Source organism: Halomonas eurihalina, assembly GCF_008274785.1.
In the GTDB taxonomy this organism is placed as follows: domain Bacteria; phylum Pseudomonadota; class Gammaproteobacteria; order Pseudomonadales; family Halomonadaceae; genus Halomonas; species Halomonas eurihalina.
Genome location: NZ_VTPU01000002.1, coordinates 131,951 through 150,552, shown reverse-complemented (window position 1 = coordinate 150,552; position 18,602 = coordinate 131,951). Strand labels below are relative to the sequence as shown.

The 18,602-nt window shown below is 63.6% G+C and carries 17 protein-coding genes; 4 read left to right on the top strand and 13 right to left on the bottom strand.

The window, feature by feature from the left end; all coding sequences use genetic code 11:
* Positions 1-177 precede the first annotated feature (177 nt).
* The gene (locus tag FZZ93_RS03650) at positions 178-1,086 is read left to right on the top strand and encodes an MBL fold metallo-hydrolase (RefSeq protein ID WP_149320970.1); all 909 of its coding nucleotides are present in this window, start codon (positions 178-180) and stop codon (positions 1,084-1,086) included.
* 52 nt (positions 1,087-1,138) lie between these two features.
* Here FZZ93_RS03650 and FZZ93_RS03645 read toward each other — a convergent pair whose 3' ends face one another.
* From FZZ93_RS03645 to FZZ93_RS03620, 6 genes are all read right to left on the bottom strand, one after another.
* Complete coding sequence (locus FZZ93_RS03645) at positions 1,139-1,681, bottom strand: cytochrome b (protein WP_246146097.1); 543 nt, start codon at positions 1,679-1,681, stop codon at positions 1,139-1,141.
* Between the two features lie 172 nt (positions 1,682-1,853).
* Complete coding sequence (locus tag FZZ93_RS03640; protein ID WP_149320968.1) at positions 1,854-3,305, bottom strand: aldehyde dehydrogenase; 1,452 nt, start codon at positions 3,303-3,305, stop codon at positions 1,854-1,856.
* Positions 3,306-3,351: 46 nt separating this feature from the next.
* Positions 3,352-4,641 carry a TRAP transporter large permease gene (locus FZZ93_RS03635; protein WP_149320967.1) on the bottom strand — a complete coding sequence of 430 codons (1,290 nt, stop codon included), beginning with the start codon at positions 4,639-4,641 and terminating at the stop codon, positions 3,352-3,354.
* Positions 4,631-5,158, bottom strand: a complete 528-nt coding sequence (locus FZZ93_RS03630; protein WP_149320966.1) for a TRAP transporter small permease — start codon at positions 5,156-5,158, stop codon at positions 4,631-4,633. The genes FZZ93_RS03635 and FZZ93_RS03630 overlap by 11 nt, the downstream gene beginning before the upstream one ends.
* 6 nt (positions 5,159-5,164) lie before the next feature.
* A complete protein-coding gene (locus tag FZZ93_RS03625) occupies positions 5,165-6,193 on the bottom strand; it encodes a TRAP transporter substrate-binding protein (protein ID WP_149320965.1) in 1,029 nt (342 codons plus the stop codon).
* A gap of 189 nt (positions 6,194-6,382) precedes the next feature.
* Positions 6,383-7,075: a GntR family transcriptional regulator gene (locus tag FZZ93_RS03620; RefSeq protein WP_149320964.1), complete on the bottom strand. Its 693-nt coding sequence runs from the start codon at positions 7,073-7,075 to the stop codon at positions 6,383-6,385.
* 222 nt (positions 7,076-7,297) lie between these two features.
* Here FZZ93_RS03620 and FZZ93_RS03615 point away from each other — a divergent pair, with 222 nt between their 5' ends.
* The 3 genes from FZZ93_RS03615 to FZZ93_RS03605 all read left to right on the top strand — a co-directional run bounded on the left by FZZ93_RS03615 (position 7,298) and on the right by FZZ93_RS03605 (position 10,416).
* Positions 7,298-8,365: an aromatic ring-hydroxylating dioxygenase subunit alpha gene (locus tag FZZ93_RS03615; RefSeq protein WP_246146096.1), complete on the top strand. Its 1,068-nt coding sequence runs from the start codon at positions 7,298-7,300 to the stop codon at positions 8,363-8,365.
* Entirely contained in the window at positions 8,362-9,342 is a 981-nt protein-coding gene (locus FZZ93_RS03610; protein ID WP_149320962.1) for a PDR/VanB family oxidoreductase, read from the top strand. The genes FZZ93_RS03615 and FZZ93_RS03610 overlap by 4 nt, the downstream gene beginning before the upstream one ends.
* A gap of 63 nt (positions 9,343-9,405) precedes the next feature.
* On the top strand, positions 9,406-10,416 hold the full coding sequence (locus FZZ93_RS03605) for a TRAP transporter substrate-binding protein (protein ID WP_149320961.1): 1,011 nt from the start codon (positions 9,406-9,408) through the stop codon (positions 10,414-10,416).
* A gap of 269 nt (positions 10,417-10,685) precedes the next feature.
* On the opposite strand, the gene pcaG is transcribed toward FZZ93_RS03605, so the two are convergent.
* From pcaG to FZZ93_RS03570, 7 genes are all read right to left on the bottom strand, one after another.
* Positions 10,686-11,318 carry a protocatechuate 3,4-dioxygenase subunit alpha gene (gene pcaG, locus FZZ93_RS03600; protein WP_149320960.1) on the bottom strand — a complete coding sequence of 211 codons (633 nt, stop codon included), beginning with the start codon at positions 11,316-11,318 and terminating at the stop codon, positions 10,686-10,688.
* A gap of 14 nt (positions 11,319-11,332) precedes the next feature.
* A complete protein-coding gene (gene pcaH, locus FZZ93_RS03595; RefSeq protein ID WP_149320959.1) occupies positions 11,333-12,073 on the bottom strand; it encodes a protocatechuate 3,4-dioxygenase subunit beta in 741 nt (246 codons plus the stop codon).
* Between the two features lie 146 nt (positions 12,074-12,219).
* Positions 12,220-13,545 (bottom strand): c-type cytochrome, encoded by a 1,326-nt coding sequence (locus tag FZZ93_RS03590; RefSeq protein WP_149320958.1) that lies wholly within the window; start codon positions 13,543-13,545, stop codon positions 12,220-12,222.
* A gap of 11 nt (positions 13,546-13,556) precedes the next feature.
* The gene (locus FZZ93_RS03585; RefSeq protein WP_149320957.1) at positions 13,557-15,329 is read right to left on the bottom strand and encodes a GMC family oxidoreductase; all 1,773 of its coding nucleotides are present in this window, start codon (positions 15,327-15,329) and stop codon (positions 13,557-13,559) included.
* A gap of 2 nt (positions 15,330-15,331) precedes the next feature.
* On the bottom strand, positions 15,332-16,042 hold the full coding sequence (locus FZZ93_RS03580) for a gluconate 2-dehydrogenase subunit 3 family protein (protein WP_149320956.1): 711 nt from the start codon (positions 16,040-16,042) through the stop codon (positions 15,332-15,334).
* Positions 16,043-16,304: 262 nt separating this feature from the next.
* Positions 16,305-17,222: a pca operon transcription factor PcaQ gene (gene pcaQ / locus FZZ93_RS03575; protein WP_149320955.1), complete on the bottom strand. Its 918-nt coding sequence runs from the start codon at positions 17,220-17,222 to the stop codon at positions 16,305-16,307.
* A 76-nt stretch (positions 17,223-17,298) separates the two neighbouring features.
* The gene (locus FZZ93_RS03570; RefSeq protein WP_149320954.1) at positions 17,299-18,498 is read right to left on the bottom strand and encodes an alpha/beta fold hydrolase; all 1,200 of its coding nucleotides are present in this window, start codon (positions 18,496-18,498) and stop codon (positions 17,299-17,301) included.
* Positions 18,499-18,602 lie beyond the last annotated feature (104 nt).

The window sequence follows — 18,602 nt, the reverse complement described above, 5'->3', positions numbered from 1 at the left end:
GTGCTTCTCTCCTAGCACTGCCCATCGAGGTGCCACCCCACACGTTCGTCGAATTGCAGGCCGTTCCACGCTTGCTAGGATCTTGGTCGAAGAGCAAACAATAGTTCGCATAATGAACACAATGCCCTCTTCGGCCCACCCTCATGCTCTGGACGTCGTCTCCAGAAGGAACAGCCCATGAAGAAATCCATCCTCCCGCTGGCACTGCTCGGCCTATCGGCGGTCGTTTCTCACGCCGCCCTCGCGAATACCCAGGTCATGATGCTGGGAACCGGCACCCCCGTCCCCGATGGAGAACGAGCCGGCTCGGGCATTGCCGTCATCCACGACGACGAGGCGTATGTCTTCGATATCGGCCCGGGCGTCGTGGAGCGTGCGACCCAGGCGGCCGAACGCTTCGATATCGAGCCGCTGAATCCCACCAATATCGATCACCTCTTCCTGACCCATCTGCACAGCGATCACATCCTGGATTTCCCCGAGCTGCTCGGCACCTACTGGTGGCGCCGCACCGATCAGCTTCAGGTCTTCGGCCCCGAAGGCGCCCAGGCGATGAGCGAAGGCGCCTATTCCATGCTGGCCGACGACACCGAGACTCGCCTGAAAGACAAGAGCCCGGTGACCAACCCCGATGCGGCCTACGCCGACGTCACGGAAATCACCGCCTCCGGCACCGTGTTCGAAAAGGACGATATCAAGGTCGAGGCCTTCCCCGTTTCCCATGGCGACTGGGACAAGGCCTATGGCTACAAGGTCACGACACCCGACAAGACCATCGTCATTTCCGGCGACACTTCGATCAACGAGGAAGTCCGGCGCCAAGCCGCGAACGCCGATATCCTAATTCACGAAGTCATCAGCCGCCGCGGTTGGGAAGCGCTGCCGGAGCAATGGCAGGCCTATCACCAGTATGCCCATACGCTGACCGACGAACTCGCCGAGCTTGCCGGTGCAGCCGAGCCGAACCTGCTGGTGCTCTACCATGTCCTGCATTATGGGGCGCCGATCGAGTCGGTTCTCGACGAGGTTCAAAGCCAGTACGACGGCGAAGTGGTCCTCGCCGATGACCTCGACCTTTTTCAATGAGGCAGGAATAACCGGACCAGCGGCCTATCCGGGCCGTTGGTACCGGTGGCCGTTACAGGGCGTCGCTACCCTTGGTCATTCGGCTGATCAGAGGCTCTTTCCAGACATAGGTATGCACAAGAGCCATGGCGATGTGGCCGGCGATCAGGGCGAACAGCAGCCAACCGAGCAGGCCATGCCACTGACCACCAAGGTTCGTCATCCACTCGATTTCGCTCTCCTGGCCGGCAAAGAGCTGCATACCGAGCGCCGAAAATGGCCGATCGGAACCATAGGCGCGAATCAACGCGATCGTGGGAACCGCGATCATCAGCAGATACATCAAGACATGGCCGAGTGCCGCTAAGCGCTCGATAGTGCGGCGATGTGGCGGCCGACGCGAGAGATTGAGCAGCCCCCAGATGCCGCGCAGCAGCGTCAGGCACAGCAGCAACACGCCATTGGAAAAGTGGAAACCGAAAAAGAAATCGGCGACGGGCGTATCATCGAAGGCAAAGCGCAGCATCGCCGATACCATTTGCCATAGCAGCAGCAGTGCCACGAGCCAGTGGAAAAAACGGCTTACCATGCCATAACCGTGTTCATGATCCATCATGCGAGTCTCCATGGCGTCCTGCTCCTTTCCTTTTCTGGAACCATCCGGGGCTGAAAGCATCCTGACGGCCGTTCACGATGCCCTGTTGGTCCCAGCATAGTCGAGGGCGGCAGGAACCGTTCGGCATGCCGTCTCATGCTCAAGAACGCGACTCGCGCCCCGCCATCGACGATCAGATCGGATAGTGACGCGGGCCGAGCTGGACCGTCATCCAGCGCAGGTCGGTGAATTCCTCGATCCCCGCCCTACCGCCGAAGCGCCCGTACCCGCTGGCCTTGACGCCGCCGAAAGGCATCTGTGGTTCGTCGTGCACCGTCGCAGCATTGATGTGGCAGATACCCGAGCGAATGCGTCCGGCCACTCTCATGGCCCGAGCGGTATCGCGGCTGAACACCGCCGCAGAGAGGCCGTATTCGCTGTCGTTGGCCACGCGCAGGGCCTCGTCCTCACCGTCGACACGAATCACGGCCACCACAGGCCCGAAGGACTCCTCGGCGTAGAGCCGCATCCCGGCCGTCACCCCGTCGACCACGGTAGCGGGCATGATCACCCCTTCCGCCTTGCCGCCGGCAGCGAGGCGAGCCCCCTGAGTCACAGCGTCGTCCAGCATGCCATTGAGCTTTTCGCCGATTCCGGCATCGATCAGGGTGCCAAGCTCATTGGCCGAGTCGCGAGGGTCGCCTGCCTTGAGGGCCGAAGCCCGAGCAGCCAGTTTCTCGACGAAGGTGGCGGCCACCGAGTCATCCACGATGAGACGCTCGGTGGACATGCAGATCTGCCCCTGATTGAAGAAAGCACCGAAGATCGCCGCATCCACGGCGGCATCCAGATCGGCATCGTCGAGCACCAGCAAGGGAGCCTTGCCGCCGAGCTCCAGCAGTACCGGCTTGAGATGGGAAGCGGCCTTTTCGGCGATGATCTTCCCCACCCCGGTGGAACCGGTGAAATTGATCCGGGCCACGGCCGGATGAGCGATCAGGCTCTCCACCACGTCGGCGGCATTCGCCGGGTCATTGGTGATGAGGTTGACCTCGCCGTCGCCGAAACCTGCCTCCTGCAGGGTCTCGGCGATCAAGTGATGCGTGGCCGGGCACTGCTCTGAGGCCTTGAGGATGACACTGTTGCCGCACGCCAGGGGCGTGGCGATGGCGCGAGTGCCCAGGATGATCGGCGCATTCCAGGGAGCAATGCCCACGACCACACCACAGGGCACCCGCACGCCCATGGCCAGGCTGTCCGGCACGTTCGAGGGAATCACATCGCCTTGAACCTGGGTCGTCAGCGCCGCCGCCTCACGCAGAATGCCCACGGCGATCGAGACATTGAACCCGGCCCAGCCGGGCGTCGCCCCGGTTTCATCCACCATGCGCTCGACGAACGCCGACTGGCGGGCCTCCATCAGCTCGGCTGCCTTGAGCAGCTTGAGACGCCGCTCCTCGGGGCCGCTCCGAGAACAGGTCTCGAAGGCGCGACCCGCGGCATCGGCCGCCTCGCGAGCATCCTCGACGCTCGCCGCCGCAGCACGGGTCACCGCATGGCCGGCCAGAGGATTGGCGCGTTCGACGGTGGCATGGTTCGATGCGGGGCGCGACTGCCCCCCGATCAAAAGTTCTAGCGACGTCATCGCCTTGGCTCCTTGTGGCTAGAAGGGACGAGCCGGCGATGCCGGCTCAAAGCAGAAATAGAGAGGTCAGCACTGGGAAGGCGATCAGCACGGCCAGGCGCACGAAATCCGAGACGATGAATGGCGCCACACCGCGGAAGATCTCGCCCAACCCTACGTGCGGCGCCATCGCCTTGATCACGAAGACGTTCATGCCCACCGGCGGGGTGATCAGGCCCAACTCCACGGTCAGCACCGTGACGATGCCGAACCACACCGGATCGATGCCCAGCGACTGGATGATCGGGAAGACCACCGGCACCGTGATCACCAGCATGGCGATGGCATCCATGAACATGCCCAGCACGAAGTACATCAGCAGGATGCACAGCACGACCACGATCGGCGCCAGGTCCATCCCGTAGAGGAAATCGCTGATCGAAAACGAGATCCGCGACACCGAGATGAAGTAGCCCAGTGCATCGGCACCGACCAGCATGAAGAACACGACCGTCGACAGCGCCAGAGTCTCCTGGACCGCTTGCCACAGCTCACGCCCCCGCAGGCCCTTGACCAGGGCGTAGAGCAGCGTGGCGAAGGCACCGACGCTGGCCCCTTCGGTCGGCGTGAAGACCCCGAAGTAGATGCCCAGAATCATCAGCAGGAAGACCGCGAAGAAGGGTACCAGCCCGCTCATCGAGGCCAGCTTCTCCCTCCAGGAAGTCGGCTCGCCGGCTACCGCCAATGAGGGCCTGAGGCGCATCACGACCGTCACGGTGAGCGCGTACATCACCAGCCCCATCAGCCCCGGCACCAGCCCAGCCATGAACATGTCGCCCACCGACTGCTCGGTCAGTACGGCGTAGATCAACAGCGCGATGGACGGCGGAATCATGATGCCCAGGGTTCCCCCGGCGGCCAGCGCCCCGGTGGCCAGGCCACGGTTGTATCCGTAGCGCTCCATCTCCGGCAGCGCCACTCGCGTCATGGTGCTGGCGGTGGCCAGCGAGGAACCGGAGATCGCCGAAAAGACCCCGCACGAGCCCACCGCAGCGATCGCCAGCCCGCCTTTCCAGCCACCGCAGATCACCCGGGTGGCCTGGAACAGCTTGCCGGCCATGCCGGAATGCGCCGCCAGCACGCCCATCAGGATGAACATCGGCACGGCACTGAAGCTGTAGTTGGAGAGCACCTCCACCGGCACCGTCTTGAGCTGGGAGATGGCCGCGTCCCAACTGATCACCTGGGCGAATCCCACCACTCCGACGATCAGCATGGTCAGCGCCACCGGCACGCGCAGCACCATCAGAATCAGCAGTGCCCCGAGGCCCAGGGCTCCGATCGTTTCACTCGCCATGGGACACCTCCGACTCGCGTCCCCAGAACGCACCGAGCAGGGCATGCATCAGGCTGCGGATCCCCAGCAATAGACTGAGGACCGCAGCCGCGTAATAGATGGGGCTCATCGGCAAGCGCAGATCCTGGGTCACCTCGCCGTGACCCGCCGCCGCCGAGGCCGACTCGAGCAGGCCGAGAAAGAGGATCAGGCCAAGCACCGCGAAGCCCAGCAGATAGACACCATGCAAGCGATGCTTGAGGGCCGGCGACAGACCGTGGGAAAACGCCTCCACCACCACCTGGCTTTTCTCGACATTGGCCGCCATGGCCGCCAGCAGCGAGCACAGCATCAGATAGCTGACCAGCTCCACGCTGCCGGTCACTCGCAGGGCAATCGCCCCCTCGGTGAGGCGATACAGATAGCGGGTGCCGACATCGGCGATGGTCACCGCCAGCAGCGCTACCAGGGCGATACCGGCGACGACACGACAGACGAGGGCCAGCCAGTGGCTGACCCTTTCCAGTTGACTCGGCATGACGACTTACTCCTGAGCGCTGGCGCAGGACTCGCTGGCGTCCAGTGCCGCTTCATAGACCTCGCGCCCCGGCAGGCCTCGCTCCTCCAGCTCGGCCAGATAGCTGTCGATGCCCGCCTGGAGCGGCTGCTGCCAATCCGGGTCCTCCAGCGGGTTTTCGACCTCGCGGATGGTATGGCCGGCTTCGATGGCTTCCTGCTTGCCCTCGCGGTCGAGCCGGTCGAAGACGGCGCCGGCGTTCTCGGCCCATCGCATGCCGGCATTGTCGTCGATCACCGCCTGCTGTTCGGGGCTCAGGCTGTCGTAGGTGCGCTGGCTCATGGTGGCCACGAAGATCAGGGTGTAGAAGGGAACTTCGGTGTGGTAGTTGACCAGCTCATTGATGCGAAACCCTTTCAGGCCCTCCCAGGGAAAGCTCAAGCCATCGACCACGCCGCGCTGCATGGCGGTGTAAATGTCCGGCGCCGGCATGCCGACCGGCGTGGCCCCCATGTTCTCGAGCATGTCCCCAGCCACCGAGGTCGGACGCCGAATGCGTAGTCCCTCGAGATCAGACGGCGTCTGGATATCGGTATCGACGGTATGAATGCCGCCGGGTCCGGTCGTGAACATGAACAACGGCTTGGTATCGGCATACTCGGCGTCGAGATGCCCTTCGTCATAGAGCGTCTGCAATACACAAGCCCCCTGGGTGGCCGTGGTCGCCACGCCGGGCAGTTCGACGATCTGCGAAAGCGGGAAACGACCGGCCGTATACCCCTGGGCCGTGGCCCCGACATCGGCAATACCGTTACCCACCGCTTCGTAGATGGCGTCAGCCTTGGCCAGGGTGCCGGAGGGATACATCTCGACCTTCAGGTCACCGTCGGACGCCTGCTCGACGCTCTCGGCCCACGCTTCGAAGATATCCTGGTTGATACCCGAAGCACCGGGCCAGAAGTGAGCCATGCGGAGCGTGGTAGCAGCTTGCGTGGACGTGGCAGCCAGCCCGGCGAGCGCAGCCGCCAGCACACAGGCAGTAACCTTGGTCTTCATGGGATCCTCCGACAATCGGTGTCGTTATCGTTATCTGCTTCAAAGTTCGCATAGAGAACATGAGTTCGCACTATGAAGCAAAGATAAACCACCCCGGTGCGCCGTGAAAAACGACTTTCGTCTTACGCCCTGTCTGAAACCTGCCTGCACCCGCCCATAAGGCGTTCAAAATCGGCTGAAAATGCTCATTTACCCGCTAGGGCTGTGCCGGCCTACATCCAGCAGCTCCGCATAGCGCAGTCCAATCAAGGCGTGCTCGCGCATCAACATCTCGGCCCTGGCGCCCTCGCCATGACGTAGCGCCTGGACCACCAGCTCATGCTGCACCTGGGCCAGCTGCAGCTTGCGGTATTCGCGATCGAGCGCTTCGCTGTCGATGATGATCGAATCCGCCGCCGCAAACGGTAGATGGTTGTTGCGGGCGATGGCATCTCCGATCACCGAACTGCCGGCCGAGCCAACGATGTTCTCGTGGAAATGCCGGTTGAGCTCGCTCCACACTTCGACATCCTGCTCCTCGAGGTGTCCCTTGGCGAGCAGGTCCCGCCCCTTCTGGATCCAGAACTCCAGTTCAGCCGTCAACGCTGACGACATTCCCTGCTCCGCCAGGCGACGCGCCGCCAGCCCTTCCAAGGCACCGCGCACTTCCACGGCACAGAGCACATCGGCCTCGGTGAACTCGCGCACCCTGAAACCACGCTTGCCGGCCCGTTGCAGCAATCCTTCCTGCTCCAAGGTGCGGAAAGCCAGGCGTACCGGCGTGCGCGAGACGCCCAGCTGCTCGGCCACTGCCACTTCCCCGAGCCGCTCTCCTTGCCGGAAAGCGCCTTCGCCGATCAGCTTGCGCAATCGGCTCACCACACTTGTGTCGCTGTCACTCACTTGAATTTCCTGTCGTTGCTGATAGCGGACCCCGAATACAACTGGATCCAACTAAAGCATAAGTTGACCAAATGATCGCTGAAGATATCTACTTTGGATCCAAAATAACAATTCCTGACCGTAGACAAGCGTGGATCCATGTCGCGCCCGAAAGCATCTGATTGCGGACTGCCAAGTGCGGCAATGCATCCGTGCGGCCCGGAACCACCCGAGGAGAAAACCGTGACACATCAAGCCCCCTATCCCAAGAATACCTGGTATGTCGCCTGCACCCCGGATGAGCTCGAAGACAAGCCGCTGGGACGTACCATCTGCAACGAACCGATCGTCTTCTTTCGCGGCGACGAAGGACACGTGGCGGCCGTGGAGGATTTCTGCCCCCATCGCGGTGCGCCGCTGTCGCTGGGTTTCGTGCGCGACGGCAAGCTGGTCTGCGGCTATCACGGCCTGGAGATGGGCTGCAACGGCAAGTGTTCCAGCATGCCCGGCCAGCGGGTTCGCGGCTTCCCGAGCATTCGCGCCTACCCGGTGGAAGAGCGTCATGGCTTCGTATGGATCTGGCCCGGCGACCCGGACAAGGCCGATCCCACCCTGATTCCCGAACTGCACTGGGCCAACGACCCGGCCTGGGCCTATGGCGGCGGGCTCTACCACATCCACTGCGATTATCGATTGATGATCGACAACCTCATGGACCTGACCCATGAGACCTATGTGCATGCCTCCAGCATCGGCCAACCGGAGATCGAGGAAGCCGCCCCCGACACCAAGGTCGAGGGCGACGAGGTGACGACCGGGCGCCACATGCACGACATTCCGGCGCCGCCCTTCTGGCAGACGGCCTTGCGCGGCAATGGCCTGGCTGACGACGTGCCCGTGGATCGCTGGCAGATCTGCCGCTTCACGCCGCCGAGTCACGTGCTGATCGAGGTGGGAGTCGCCCATGCCGGCCACGGGGGGTATGACGCTCCCGCCGACCTCAAGGCATCGAGCATCGTGGTGGACTTCATCACCCCCGAGACGGACACCTCGATCTGGTACTTCTGGGGCATGGCGCGCAACTTCAAGCCGGAAGACCAGGAGCTCACCGACCGGATTCGCGAGGGCCAGGGCCAGATCTTCTCCGAGGATCTGGAGATGCTCGAGTCGCAACAGCGCAACCTGCTGCGCTATCCGGATCGCCAGCTGCTCAAGCTCAACATCGACGGCGGCGGCGTCCAGGCGCGGCGCGTCATCGACCGCATCCTCGCCGAGGAGCGCGAGTCACGCGATACGGAGGCCACGACATGAGCAACTCATCCCTCTCCCTGATCGTCGAGGTCAAGGCGCGACACGAGGAAGCCCAGGACATCGTCACCTTCGAGCTGGCCGACCCCCATGGTCGGCCGCTGCCGGCGTTCAGCGCCGGTGCCCATATCGATGTGCAGGTCTCATCCCAGGGTCAGGACACCATCATTCGCCAGTATTCGCTGTGCAACCATCCCGAGGAACGCGACCGCTACCTGATCGGCGTGCTCCGGGATCCAACCTCGCGCGGAGGCTCCGTCGCCATGCACGACGAGGTCCGTGTGGGCGACCTGATCCAGATCAGCGCCCCCAAGAACCACTTCCCGCTCGAGCCCGCCGAACGCACCCTGCTGCTGGCCGGCGGCATCGGCATCACGCCGCTGCTGTGCATGGCGGAACGCCTGGCTCACACCGACACCGACTTCGAGCTGCACTACTGCACCCGCTCGCCGGAGCGCACGGCCTTTCGCGACCGCATCGCCGCCGCCGGCTTCGCCGAGAAGGTGCACTTCCACTTCGATGACGGCCCGGCGGAGCAGAAGCTGGACCTGGCGTCACTGCTGGCCACGCCGGCCCCCGATACCCGCGTCTATGTCTGCGGCCCCACCGGCTTCATCGATGCCGTGATGTCGACCTGCCAATCCGCGGGCTGGCCCTCCGACCGGCTGCACACGGAGTACTTTGCCGGCGCTGTGGCCAATACCGAGGATGACGACAGTTTCGAGGTCAAGATCGCCAGCAGCGGGGCAACCTTGACCGTGCCGGCCGACAAGACCGTCCACCAGGTGCTGACCGAGAACGGCATCGACATCATGGTCTCCTGCGAACAGGGGGTCTGCGGCACCTGCCTGACCCGGGTACTGGAAGGCGAGCCCGACCACCGGGATTTCTTCCTGGAGGATCACGAACACGCCGCCAACGACCAGTTCACTCCCTGCTGCTCGCGAGCCAAGAGCAAGCTCCTGGTACTGGACCTCTAATTCAGCTGCCCGCTTCTAAGCACAACGACACCAACATAATCACAACGACACAACGAGGATGCCATGCGTCTCAACCCGATCGTGACCGGTCTGGCGGTGGCCAGCGCCCTGACCACCCAGGCAGCCCTGGCCGAGACCACCACCCTGCGCGTCGCCCATGTCTGGCCCGGCGGCTCGATGATCGACAAGGAACTCTTCCAGGCCTGGGCGACCAGCGTCGAAGAGGCCTCCCAGGGCCGCCTGGAGGTGGAGGTCTATCCTGGCCAGACCTTGACCAAATCCGACAAGACCTATGAGAGCATCGCCAACGGCATCGCCGACATCGGCGCCTCCGCCCAGGGCTATACCGCCGGACGCTTCCCCCTGACGCAGGTCATCGAGTTGCCCGGCGTCTCGGCCAGCAGCCGCCAGGGGTCCTGCATCCTGCAATCCCTCTACGATGCCGGCCACCTCGACGCCGAGTATGCCGATACCCATCCCCTGTTCATGTTCACCACCGGCCCCGGTTACCTGCACACCAAGGCACAGCCGATCGAGACGCCCGAAGACCTGGATGGATTGCGCCTGCGCCGCCCCACTCCACTGGTCGGCGACATGTTCGAACGCTTCGGTGCCCAGGCCGTCGGCATGCCGGCGCCGGATGTCTTCACCGCCATGCAGCGCGGCGTGGTCGACGGCTTGAGCTTCAACTGGGAAGGCATGAAGACCTTCCGGCTCAACGAGCTGGCCAACCACCATACCGAAGTCCCGCTCTACGACCTGTCGCTGTTCGCCACCATGAGCCAGCGAACCTACGACGCCCTGCCTGACGACCTGCAGCAGGTCATCGACGATCACAGCGGGCTTGAGTGGTCACTGCGCGCCGCCGAGGTCTACGACGAGCTGATCCGCCAGGGGCGCCAGGAAGCCGAAGTAGCCGGCGACGACTTCGTGGTCATCGACAACGTCCTCGAGCACCCCGACTGGGGACCCGTACTGCAGGAAACCACCGACCGCTATCTGGAAGAGATCGGCAACGAGGCCAGCACGGTCTACGACGAAGCCATGAGCCTGAAGGACAAGTGCGCCGTCTGACACGTCCTCACATCGACAAGAACGGAATCGGCTTCTCGACGCTACAGTCGTATCTCGGCTACAAGCTTCGGCACACCGCGTCGTCGTGTCGAACGCTCCTTTCCTGGCGGAGCAAGAAAGACCGCCAAGGATCACCTTGCCGAGGGCAACAACGTGCATAGCCGGAAGCCAATCCAGCCCACCGGAGGACCGACACCATCTTGGCAACGATCGGGCCCGCTTTCGCGGGTCCGGTCGTGTCTATACCGCGCTCTCAAAAATTGAAGCGTCTAGAAGTCGAAGAACACCGTCTCGCCTTCGCCCTGCAGGCGGATATCGAGGCGATAACGCACCTTGCCGTCGACGTCCTCGCGCTTGGCGATCAGGGTCTGGCGACGTGTCGGCGACTCGATGGCACCCAGCACGGGACAGGCAGCATTGGCCTCGACCTCGTCCTCGAAATAGAGACGGGTCTGCAGCTGGATGTTGATGCCTCGGGCGAAGACCGCCAGGTTGATGTGCGGTGCCATCACCTTGCCGTCGCCGCGGGCCACGGGGCCGGGCTTGATGGTGGTCAACGACCACTCACTGTTGCCCTCAGCGGTGGTAGCGGTCCGGCCGAAGCTGTTGAACGCATTCTGCAGGTCGAACGCCGGCTGATACTGCCCGCGGGCATCGGCCTGCCAGGCCTCCAGCAGGGCGTCGCGCACCGGATCGCCGTTGCCGTCGATCACGGTGCCGATCACTTCGATGTGCTCACCCTCGGCCTCGGGCGTGGCCATTCGGTTCCAGATTTCCTCATCACGTTCGGGCAGGCCGGCCACATCCAGGGCCAGGCCGATGTGCACATAGGGCCCGGCAGTCTGGGAGGCGGTCTCGCGCAGCATCAGCTCGCTGCAGGGCTGGGAATTCGGCTGTCGCATGGTCTCGGCTCCCCTCACGGATTCTCGAAGTAGGTCTGAAGCTCGCCCCGTACCACCAGGTCGAACCGATACGCCAGGCAGTCCATGGGACGGCTGCGCGCCATGTCGAGACGGCCGATCATGGTCTCGACGGCCTCGGGGTCCTTGATGGTCTGCACGATCGGGCAGAGCGGGATCAGCGGGTCACCCTCGAAATACATCTGGGTGATCAGGCGGGTAGAAATCGACGGGCCCATCACCGACACGTGGATGTGCGCCGGGCGCCAGGTATTGATGCCGTTGCCCCACGGATAGGGGCCGGGCTTGATGGTGCGAAAACGATACCAGCCCTGTTCGTCGGTGAGACAACGCCCCACGCCACCGAAATTGGGATCCAGCGGTGCCAGGTAGCCATCCTTCTTGTGGCGATAGCGACCACCGGCATTGGCCTGCCACATCTCCACCAGGGTATGCGGGACCGGCTTGCCGAACTGATCGACCACCCGGCCGAACAGGATGATGCGCTCGCCCACCGGCAGGCCCGCCGTTCCCGCCAGGGCGGGGTCCTCGCGGAAGTTCATCAGCAGGTCGTTATCATCGGGCCCCATGCGCAGCCGGCGAAAATCCGGCCCGGTCAGCTCGGAGACGCTGGACGTCTGCAGACTGACCAGTGCCTGGCTCGGCGAACGAGCCACGGAGGTCTTGTAGCCGGGGGCATAGGCCGGTGGATGCCAGTCACGGTCGCGCTCCACGAAGCGTTTGTTATCGTCTTGCATCTTGGTGTCTCTTGCTGGCTGACAGAAGGCGACGCACCGCACCCGGCGGCTCGTCGGCCGAGGATTGCAGTGTGGCGGCTGACTGTCAGGCTGCCAATTGACGTATCGGCGAGAGGCCATAACCCAAGGGTTATGGCCTCGGCGACTCAGTGAGACTGGGAGGGAAACTCAGGCGCGCTGCTCTCAAGATCGTCCGGCAGTGTCTTGCGCACCTCGGCCACCTGGTCGGCGGTCACCTCGCCTCCCCGATTGCCCCAGCCACTGCGCACGAAAGTGGCCAGTTGTGCGACTTCCTCATCGGAAAGACGCCAGCCGAAATCCGGCATCGCCAACGCTTCCGGCTTCTTCGGCGTCGACGGCATACGCGCCCCGGCCAGTATCACGTGGATCAGACCGGTGGGATCGTCGGCGTTGACCAGCGCGTTGTCGTTCAGCGATGGAAATACCTGCGGCGCTCCCCGCCCGTTGGCGAAGTGGCAGGCATTGCAGTTGTCGAGATAGAGACGCGCCCCCGGCGCCTCGCCAACATCGGCAGCGGTCAACAGGCGCTCGGTTTGCGCCGACGATGTTCGACTCGGCGCCTCCTGCTCACTGCCTGCCTGACGAGGCAGCGATTTCAGATAGGCCGCGATCGACCGCAGATCCTCGTCATTCAGGTAGGACGTGCTGTTGGCAACGACTGAGGTCATCTCGCCCACCACGGCGCCATGATGATTCCGCCCGGTCGCGAGGTAGTCCACGATGTCGTCGGCACTCCAGGCCTGGAGCCCGTCATGGCCATCACCGCCGCCGCGCAGATTGGGCGCCCACCAGCCCCCCAGCGTCTCGCCGCTCAGATAGCTGTCGTCGCTGTCATCCAGCGCTTTCTCCTGGAACATCAGGCCGCGCGGGGTATGGCAACTACCGCAATGTCCTAGCCCCTGGACGAGGTAGGCGCCACGCTCGACCTGCTCGGTCGGCTGGCCGGAGGGCTCGAACGCCTCGGCATCGGCGAAGAGCCAGTTCCACAGGCTGATCCCCCAGCGCTGGTTGAACGGAAAGCTGATATCGCTCTCGGGCGACTCGTCGGCGACCGGCTCCACTTCCTGCATGAAATAGGCGTAGAGCGCATCGACGTCTGCATCCGAGAGCTTCGCATAGGAAGGATACGGCATCGCCGGGTAGAGGTTGGAACCGTCGGCACGCTTGCCTTCGCGCAGTGCGGCCGCGAACTCGTCACGCGTGTAATCGCCGATTCCAGCATCTGGATCCGGCGTGATGTTGGTCGAGACGATGGTGCCGAATGGACTCTCGATTTCCAGCCCGCCGGCGAAAGGCTTGCCGTGCGGTGCCGTGTGGCATGCCACGCAGTCGCCGACACGCGCCAGATACTCGCCGCGCTGCACCTGGCTCGGCTCCGCCGCAATGCTCACGCTCGCCGCCCCCAGCACGCCGAAGCCGGTGAGGGCGGTCAGCCAAATTCGATGGGTCATGATCGCTCTCCTCAGGCTTGCACCAGTGGTCCGGGATTGGGCAGGTATTGCTCGCGAATCGCCTTGGCCGCCCAGTAGGTCAGGCCGCCCACCAGGCCGGTCGGGTTGTACTGGAGGTTCTGCGGAAAAGCGCTTGCACCCATCACGAAGACGTTGTGCACGTCCCAGCTCTGCAGATAGCGATTGAGCACGCTCGACGACGGATCGGTGCCCATGATGGCGCCCCCCACGTTGTGGGTCGTCTGATACGGGCGGACATCATAGTGGGAGTCGAAATCCTTGAACGACAGTCGGTAGTCGTCGGGGCGTAGTGCCTGGCTGAGCGTCTCGATCTTCTGCTTCATGAATTGCGTCATGCGCACGTCATTGTCCTTCCAGTCGAAGGTCATGCGCATCAGCGGGCGTCCATGATCGTCGGTATAGTTGGGATCGAGGTCCAGGTAGCAGTCACGATAGGCCATGTTGCTGCCATGCGAGCCGATGGTCATGGCGTGTCCATAGTTCTCCTGAACGGCCTGTTTCCAATCCGCCCCCCAGTTGGGCGATCCCGCAGGCAGCGGCATGTTGCGGATCGGCTGGCCGTTGGTCATGGCGGCGTTGAGGTAGGAGCCACCGATGAAGCCCTCCCGACCGAAATCGATCTGCTCGACACCGAAGTCGTTGACCACTTCCCCGTTGGCCCCGGCACCGATGAAGGGATTGAACTCCTTGTCCCTGAAGTGGAGCACGGCACCGCCGCTCATCTGGTAGGCGTAGTTCTTGCCGACCACGCCCTTGCCGCTGACCGGATCATAGGGCTGACCGATGCCGGAGAGCAGTAACAGATGCACGTTGTGCAGTGCATAGGCGCCCATGATGACCAGATCGGCAGGCTGGATCACCTCCTCGCCGTGTTCGTCGATGTAGGTGACGCCGGTCGCGGTCTTGCCGTCGCTGGCAAGATTGACCTTCATCACCTCGCAGTTGGTGCGATAGGTGAAGTTCTCGCGCCGCTTGAGGGCTCCGAGCACGCAGGTCTGGGGCGAAGCCTTGGAGTAATTGAGGCAACCGTAGCGTTCGCAGAAGCCGCAGTAGTTGCACGGCGCCAACTGCATGCCGTACGGATTGGTATACGCCTGGGAGGCATTGGCGGCCGGCAGCGGGAAAGGATGAAGCCCCTGCTCGGCGGCCATGTCGTGGAACATGGTATCGTTGAGCGTCCGGGCCATCGGCGGCAACGGATACTCGTCGGAGCGCCAGCCCTCGAACGGATTGCCGCCCGCCTGGAGTTCACCGTTGAGGTTACCCGCCTTGCCGGCAATGCCGGCGACCTTCTCGAAAAAGTCGAAATACGGCTCGAGCTCGTCGTAGGAAACGCCGAAGTCCTGGATCGTCATTCCTTCGGGAATGATGTCGCTGCCGAAGTTCTCCTCGACATAGCTCTTCAACCGCAGCTCCTGGGGCTGCGGGCGCCAGGTGTGGCCATTCCAGTGCGCGCCGGCGCCGCCGACGCCATTGCCAGGCAGGAACGAACCGAGGCTGCGATAGGGCAACGCGGTGTCGCCCACGTTATGGCGAACCGTCAGCGTGCTCTTGGCCGGCCGCTGCATTAACTGGTAGCGCACGCCATAGGTGAGCTCATCGGCCATCTTGGGATAGGCGAAATCGGGCACGGTGTCCCGGTCGGGACCACGCTCCAGCGCGAGCACGTCCAGCCCCTCCTCGGTCAGTTCCATTCCCATGATCGAGTTGGTCCAGCCGAGGCCGATCAGCACGACATCGATGTGTGGATTGGTCTTGGCCATGCTTACCCCCTCTCGCCCGTTAGACTGACCGGCCCAAGCGGGTAAGCCTTGTCATGTTGATCCACCCATTCACGATAGGACGCCCGCGCGCCCGGAAATCCGATGAACTTCCAGGCAGTCATGTGCTTGTTGCCGCCGTGAATCGGGTCGGCAAAGTAGCCTTCCTTGGTGTTCTGAAGCAGGAAGTCGAAGAACTGGCTGGCCGAGACATCGTCGAACGCAATCTCGCCGCTTTCGAGTTGAGTCAGCACCCGGTCCCGGGTCTTTTCATCGAGTTCCGAAAAATCCTTGCCGTGGGTCTGCTGGCAGTACCGGCGTGTCGCGGCGATCCCCTTGCGATAGACGTCACGCGGCGCCAGCGGCGACTGATAGCCGAACAATGGCGAGGCGTCCTCGTGGAAGGGTCCTTTCATGTACCAGTCCGTCGCGTGGCCAAACTTGTCCTCCATCTGCCGGTCGATGAAAATCGGAACATTGCCCTCCAGCGCCCCAGGGCCCGCGCCATCGCTTGGAATCAGGCGATCGCAGGCGGCGATGATGAAACGCCACTCATCGGCATCGAAGAAGATCGGCTGGTAATCACTGAGGTTGGGTGGGGGGACGTCGGCGGACACCGTCAGCGACACGCCACTTCCCACGCTCACCGCCGGAATCATCATCAGGGACCCTTTGATGAAACCGCGACGAGACGCGTTTTCGAGCTTTCCGCTCATGATGTCCTCCTCCTTGAAAGCTAGCTTGGTCACGGCGTCCAGGTTTCTCTGAGGAAACACTTGGCTTGGTCACTATCGAACGGTGGCGTCCTTGGCCTAGAGATGCCGAGTGCACGCACACGCACGTGCATACGCTATAACACATAGCATACGCCCTAATATTTAGCATGTTACTAAATATGACATGAGGCGCTACCGCCGCTGCCCATGCAGATGACCAAGCACAGAGAGCAGAGAGCAGAGAGCAGAGAGCAGACAACGCTCAGCGCTCGGCGGCCACCTCGCGCAACACCTCGCAGAATCCTTCCAATGCCAGCGAGGGCTCCATGCTGGCGTTGGTGCATAGCCCCACCGAACCGCCCTGCTGTTCCAGCCGCAGCGCCAGTTCGACGACTCGGCCGGCCTCGAGGTCGTCAATCACCGCCTCTCTCGGCGCCACCCAGATGGCGTCACCATCCTGCGTGTAACGGTGACTGATCGGCAGTGACAGGGTTTCCAGCAGTTGTGCGGGCAAGTCCAGCGAGTGGCGCACGCAGAAACTGTCGACCTGCTGGCGCAGCGTGGTCTGCGGCGGCGGAATCACCCAGGGGAAGTCGGTCAGTCGACCGGGTGCCAGCGGCTCGATGCCGGCCAGGGGGTGGCCGGCGCGCACCACCAGCATCAACGGCTCGTAGTAGAGATGCTCGAAGGTCAGGTCGCGGATCTCGCGCGCCTCGGTCATGCGGCCCACCACCAGATCGAGCTCACCGAGTCGAAGCTGTGAAAGCAGGAAGGCACTGCGGCCGGCTACCACATTGACGCCGACCCGATCCGCCGACTGGATGGCCTGCCAGCGCCGAATCGCCGTGGGCAGCAACCGGCTCTCCACGGTGGACAACGCCCCCACGCGCAACCAGCGCGCGCCCTGATGGGCATCGCCGACCGCGCTGATGCCTTCTTCCAGCGTCCGGATCGCCGGCCCGGCATGACGCAAGAACGTCAGTCCCGACTGGCTCAACGCCACCCCCTGGGCACCACGTTCGAAGAGCTCGGTTCCCAGAATATCCTCGAGTTCGCGGATGGTCTTGGACACCCCGGGCTGGCTGATCGCCAGGCGCTCGGCGGCACGCGCGAAACTGCGATGCTTGGCGACCTCGAGAAACGCCTGGAGATGGCGCAATTTGATACGCGGGCTCAACACGCCTCAGCCTCCCACTTGTATCGTCCGCTACCGGCGCCCAGCCAACGCCACACCGCCGAAACGGCCGAGCGCTTGCTCATTCCCGGGTCTCGCCCCAGCCGAGTTGCTTGGCCAACGCGAAGGCGTGGTTGGCCGCCGGCACACCGCTGTAAACCGCCACATGCATCAGCACCTGGCGTAGCTGGGCTTCGCTGAGGCCGATGCGCTTGGCCGTCTTGAGATGCAGCTCCAGCTCCTCGCGTCCCAGGGCGGCCAGGATGCTGGTGGTGATCATGCTGCGCTCGGCCCGGGTCAGGTCGCCGTTGCCCCACAGTTCGCCCCAGGCGAGGCGAGTTATCATCTGCTGGAAAGGGGCATCCAGCGAAGTGGCGTTCTCGGTCGAGCGCGCCACATGCGCCTCGCCCAGCACCTGCTTGCGGGTTTCGAGTCCCTCGGCATAGGCCACGCCTTGCTCGCCGACCCGGGAGCGATCCGGGGCCATCCACAGCAGCAGTCGCTTGGCGAGCGCCTCGGGAAACTCCACTGAAGGCACATGCCCCAGGTTTTCGAGGATCTCCAGCGGCGCGCCACCGCACTCGGCCGCCAGGGCCTGCAGCGTCTCGGGCGGCGTCGCCATGTCCTCGCTCCCGCCCAGCAGGTGCACGTCGACACCCCCGGGTTGGGAGCAAGCCGCCTTGAGCTTGCCGCGGAAGTCGGTGCGGCCGAGCATTTCGCAGAGCCGGGCATAGGATTCGGCATCGCCACGCCCCATGACAGTTCGCCAGCCCTCTGCCAGCGCCGGGTCGCGCTTGATCAGGTCGGCAGCGAACCAGCGCGGCACGATCTCCCCGGACAACGCCACCAAGCCCTCGTCGCGCACCCGGCCCGCTCGTGTGTTCCACAGCTCGGCGTTGCCGATCACCGCCCCGGTGTTGGTCAGGACCGCCGACAACAGCCGATCGGCATGCTCGGAGAGCAATTGCTTGCCGATGACGCCGCCGATGGAGGTGCCGACGAAGTGGAAGCGCGTGTCGCCGGCCCGTTCGACCAGCGCCAGGGCATCGGCGGCCAGCGCGGCCGGGGTGATATCGCCACCCTCTGCCGGCCAGGCCTCACTGGCGCCATGGCCCGGCAGATCCCAGGTCAGCACCCGATAGCGCGGCAGCAATGCCGGCAGCACGTCGTCCCACACCGCCTGGGTCATGCCCAGCGGATGCGCCAGGATCACCAGCGGATTGGCCTCGGCGCCCAGCAGACGATAGGCAACGTTGCGTCCGTTAATATTCAGAAATGCCATAAAACACTCTCTCATCGCCAGGCATCGAGCCATGGCCCGGCGCCCGATTGGCAATAGCGGTAAGACAGAAGATCGGTGCTTGGCACTCTTCCTTCTTCTCTCTT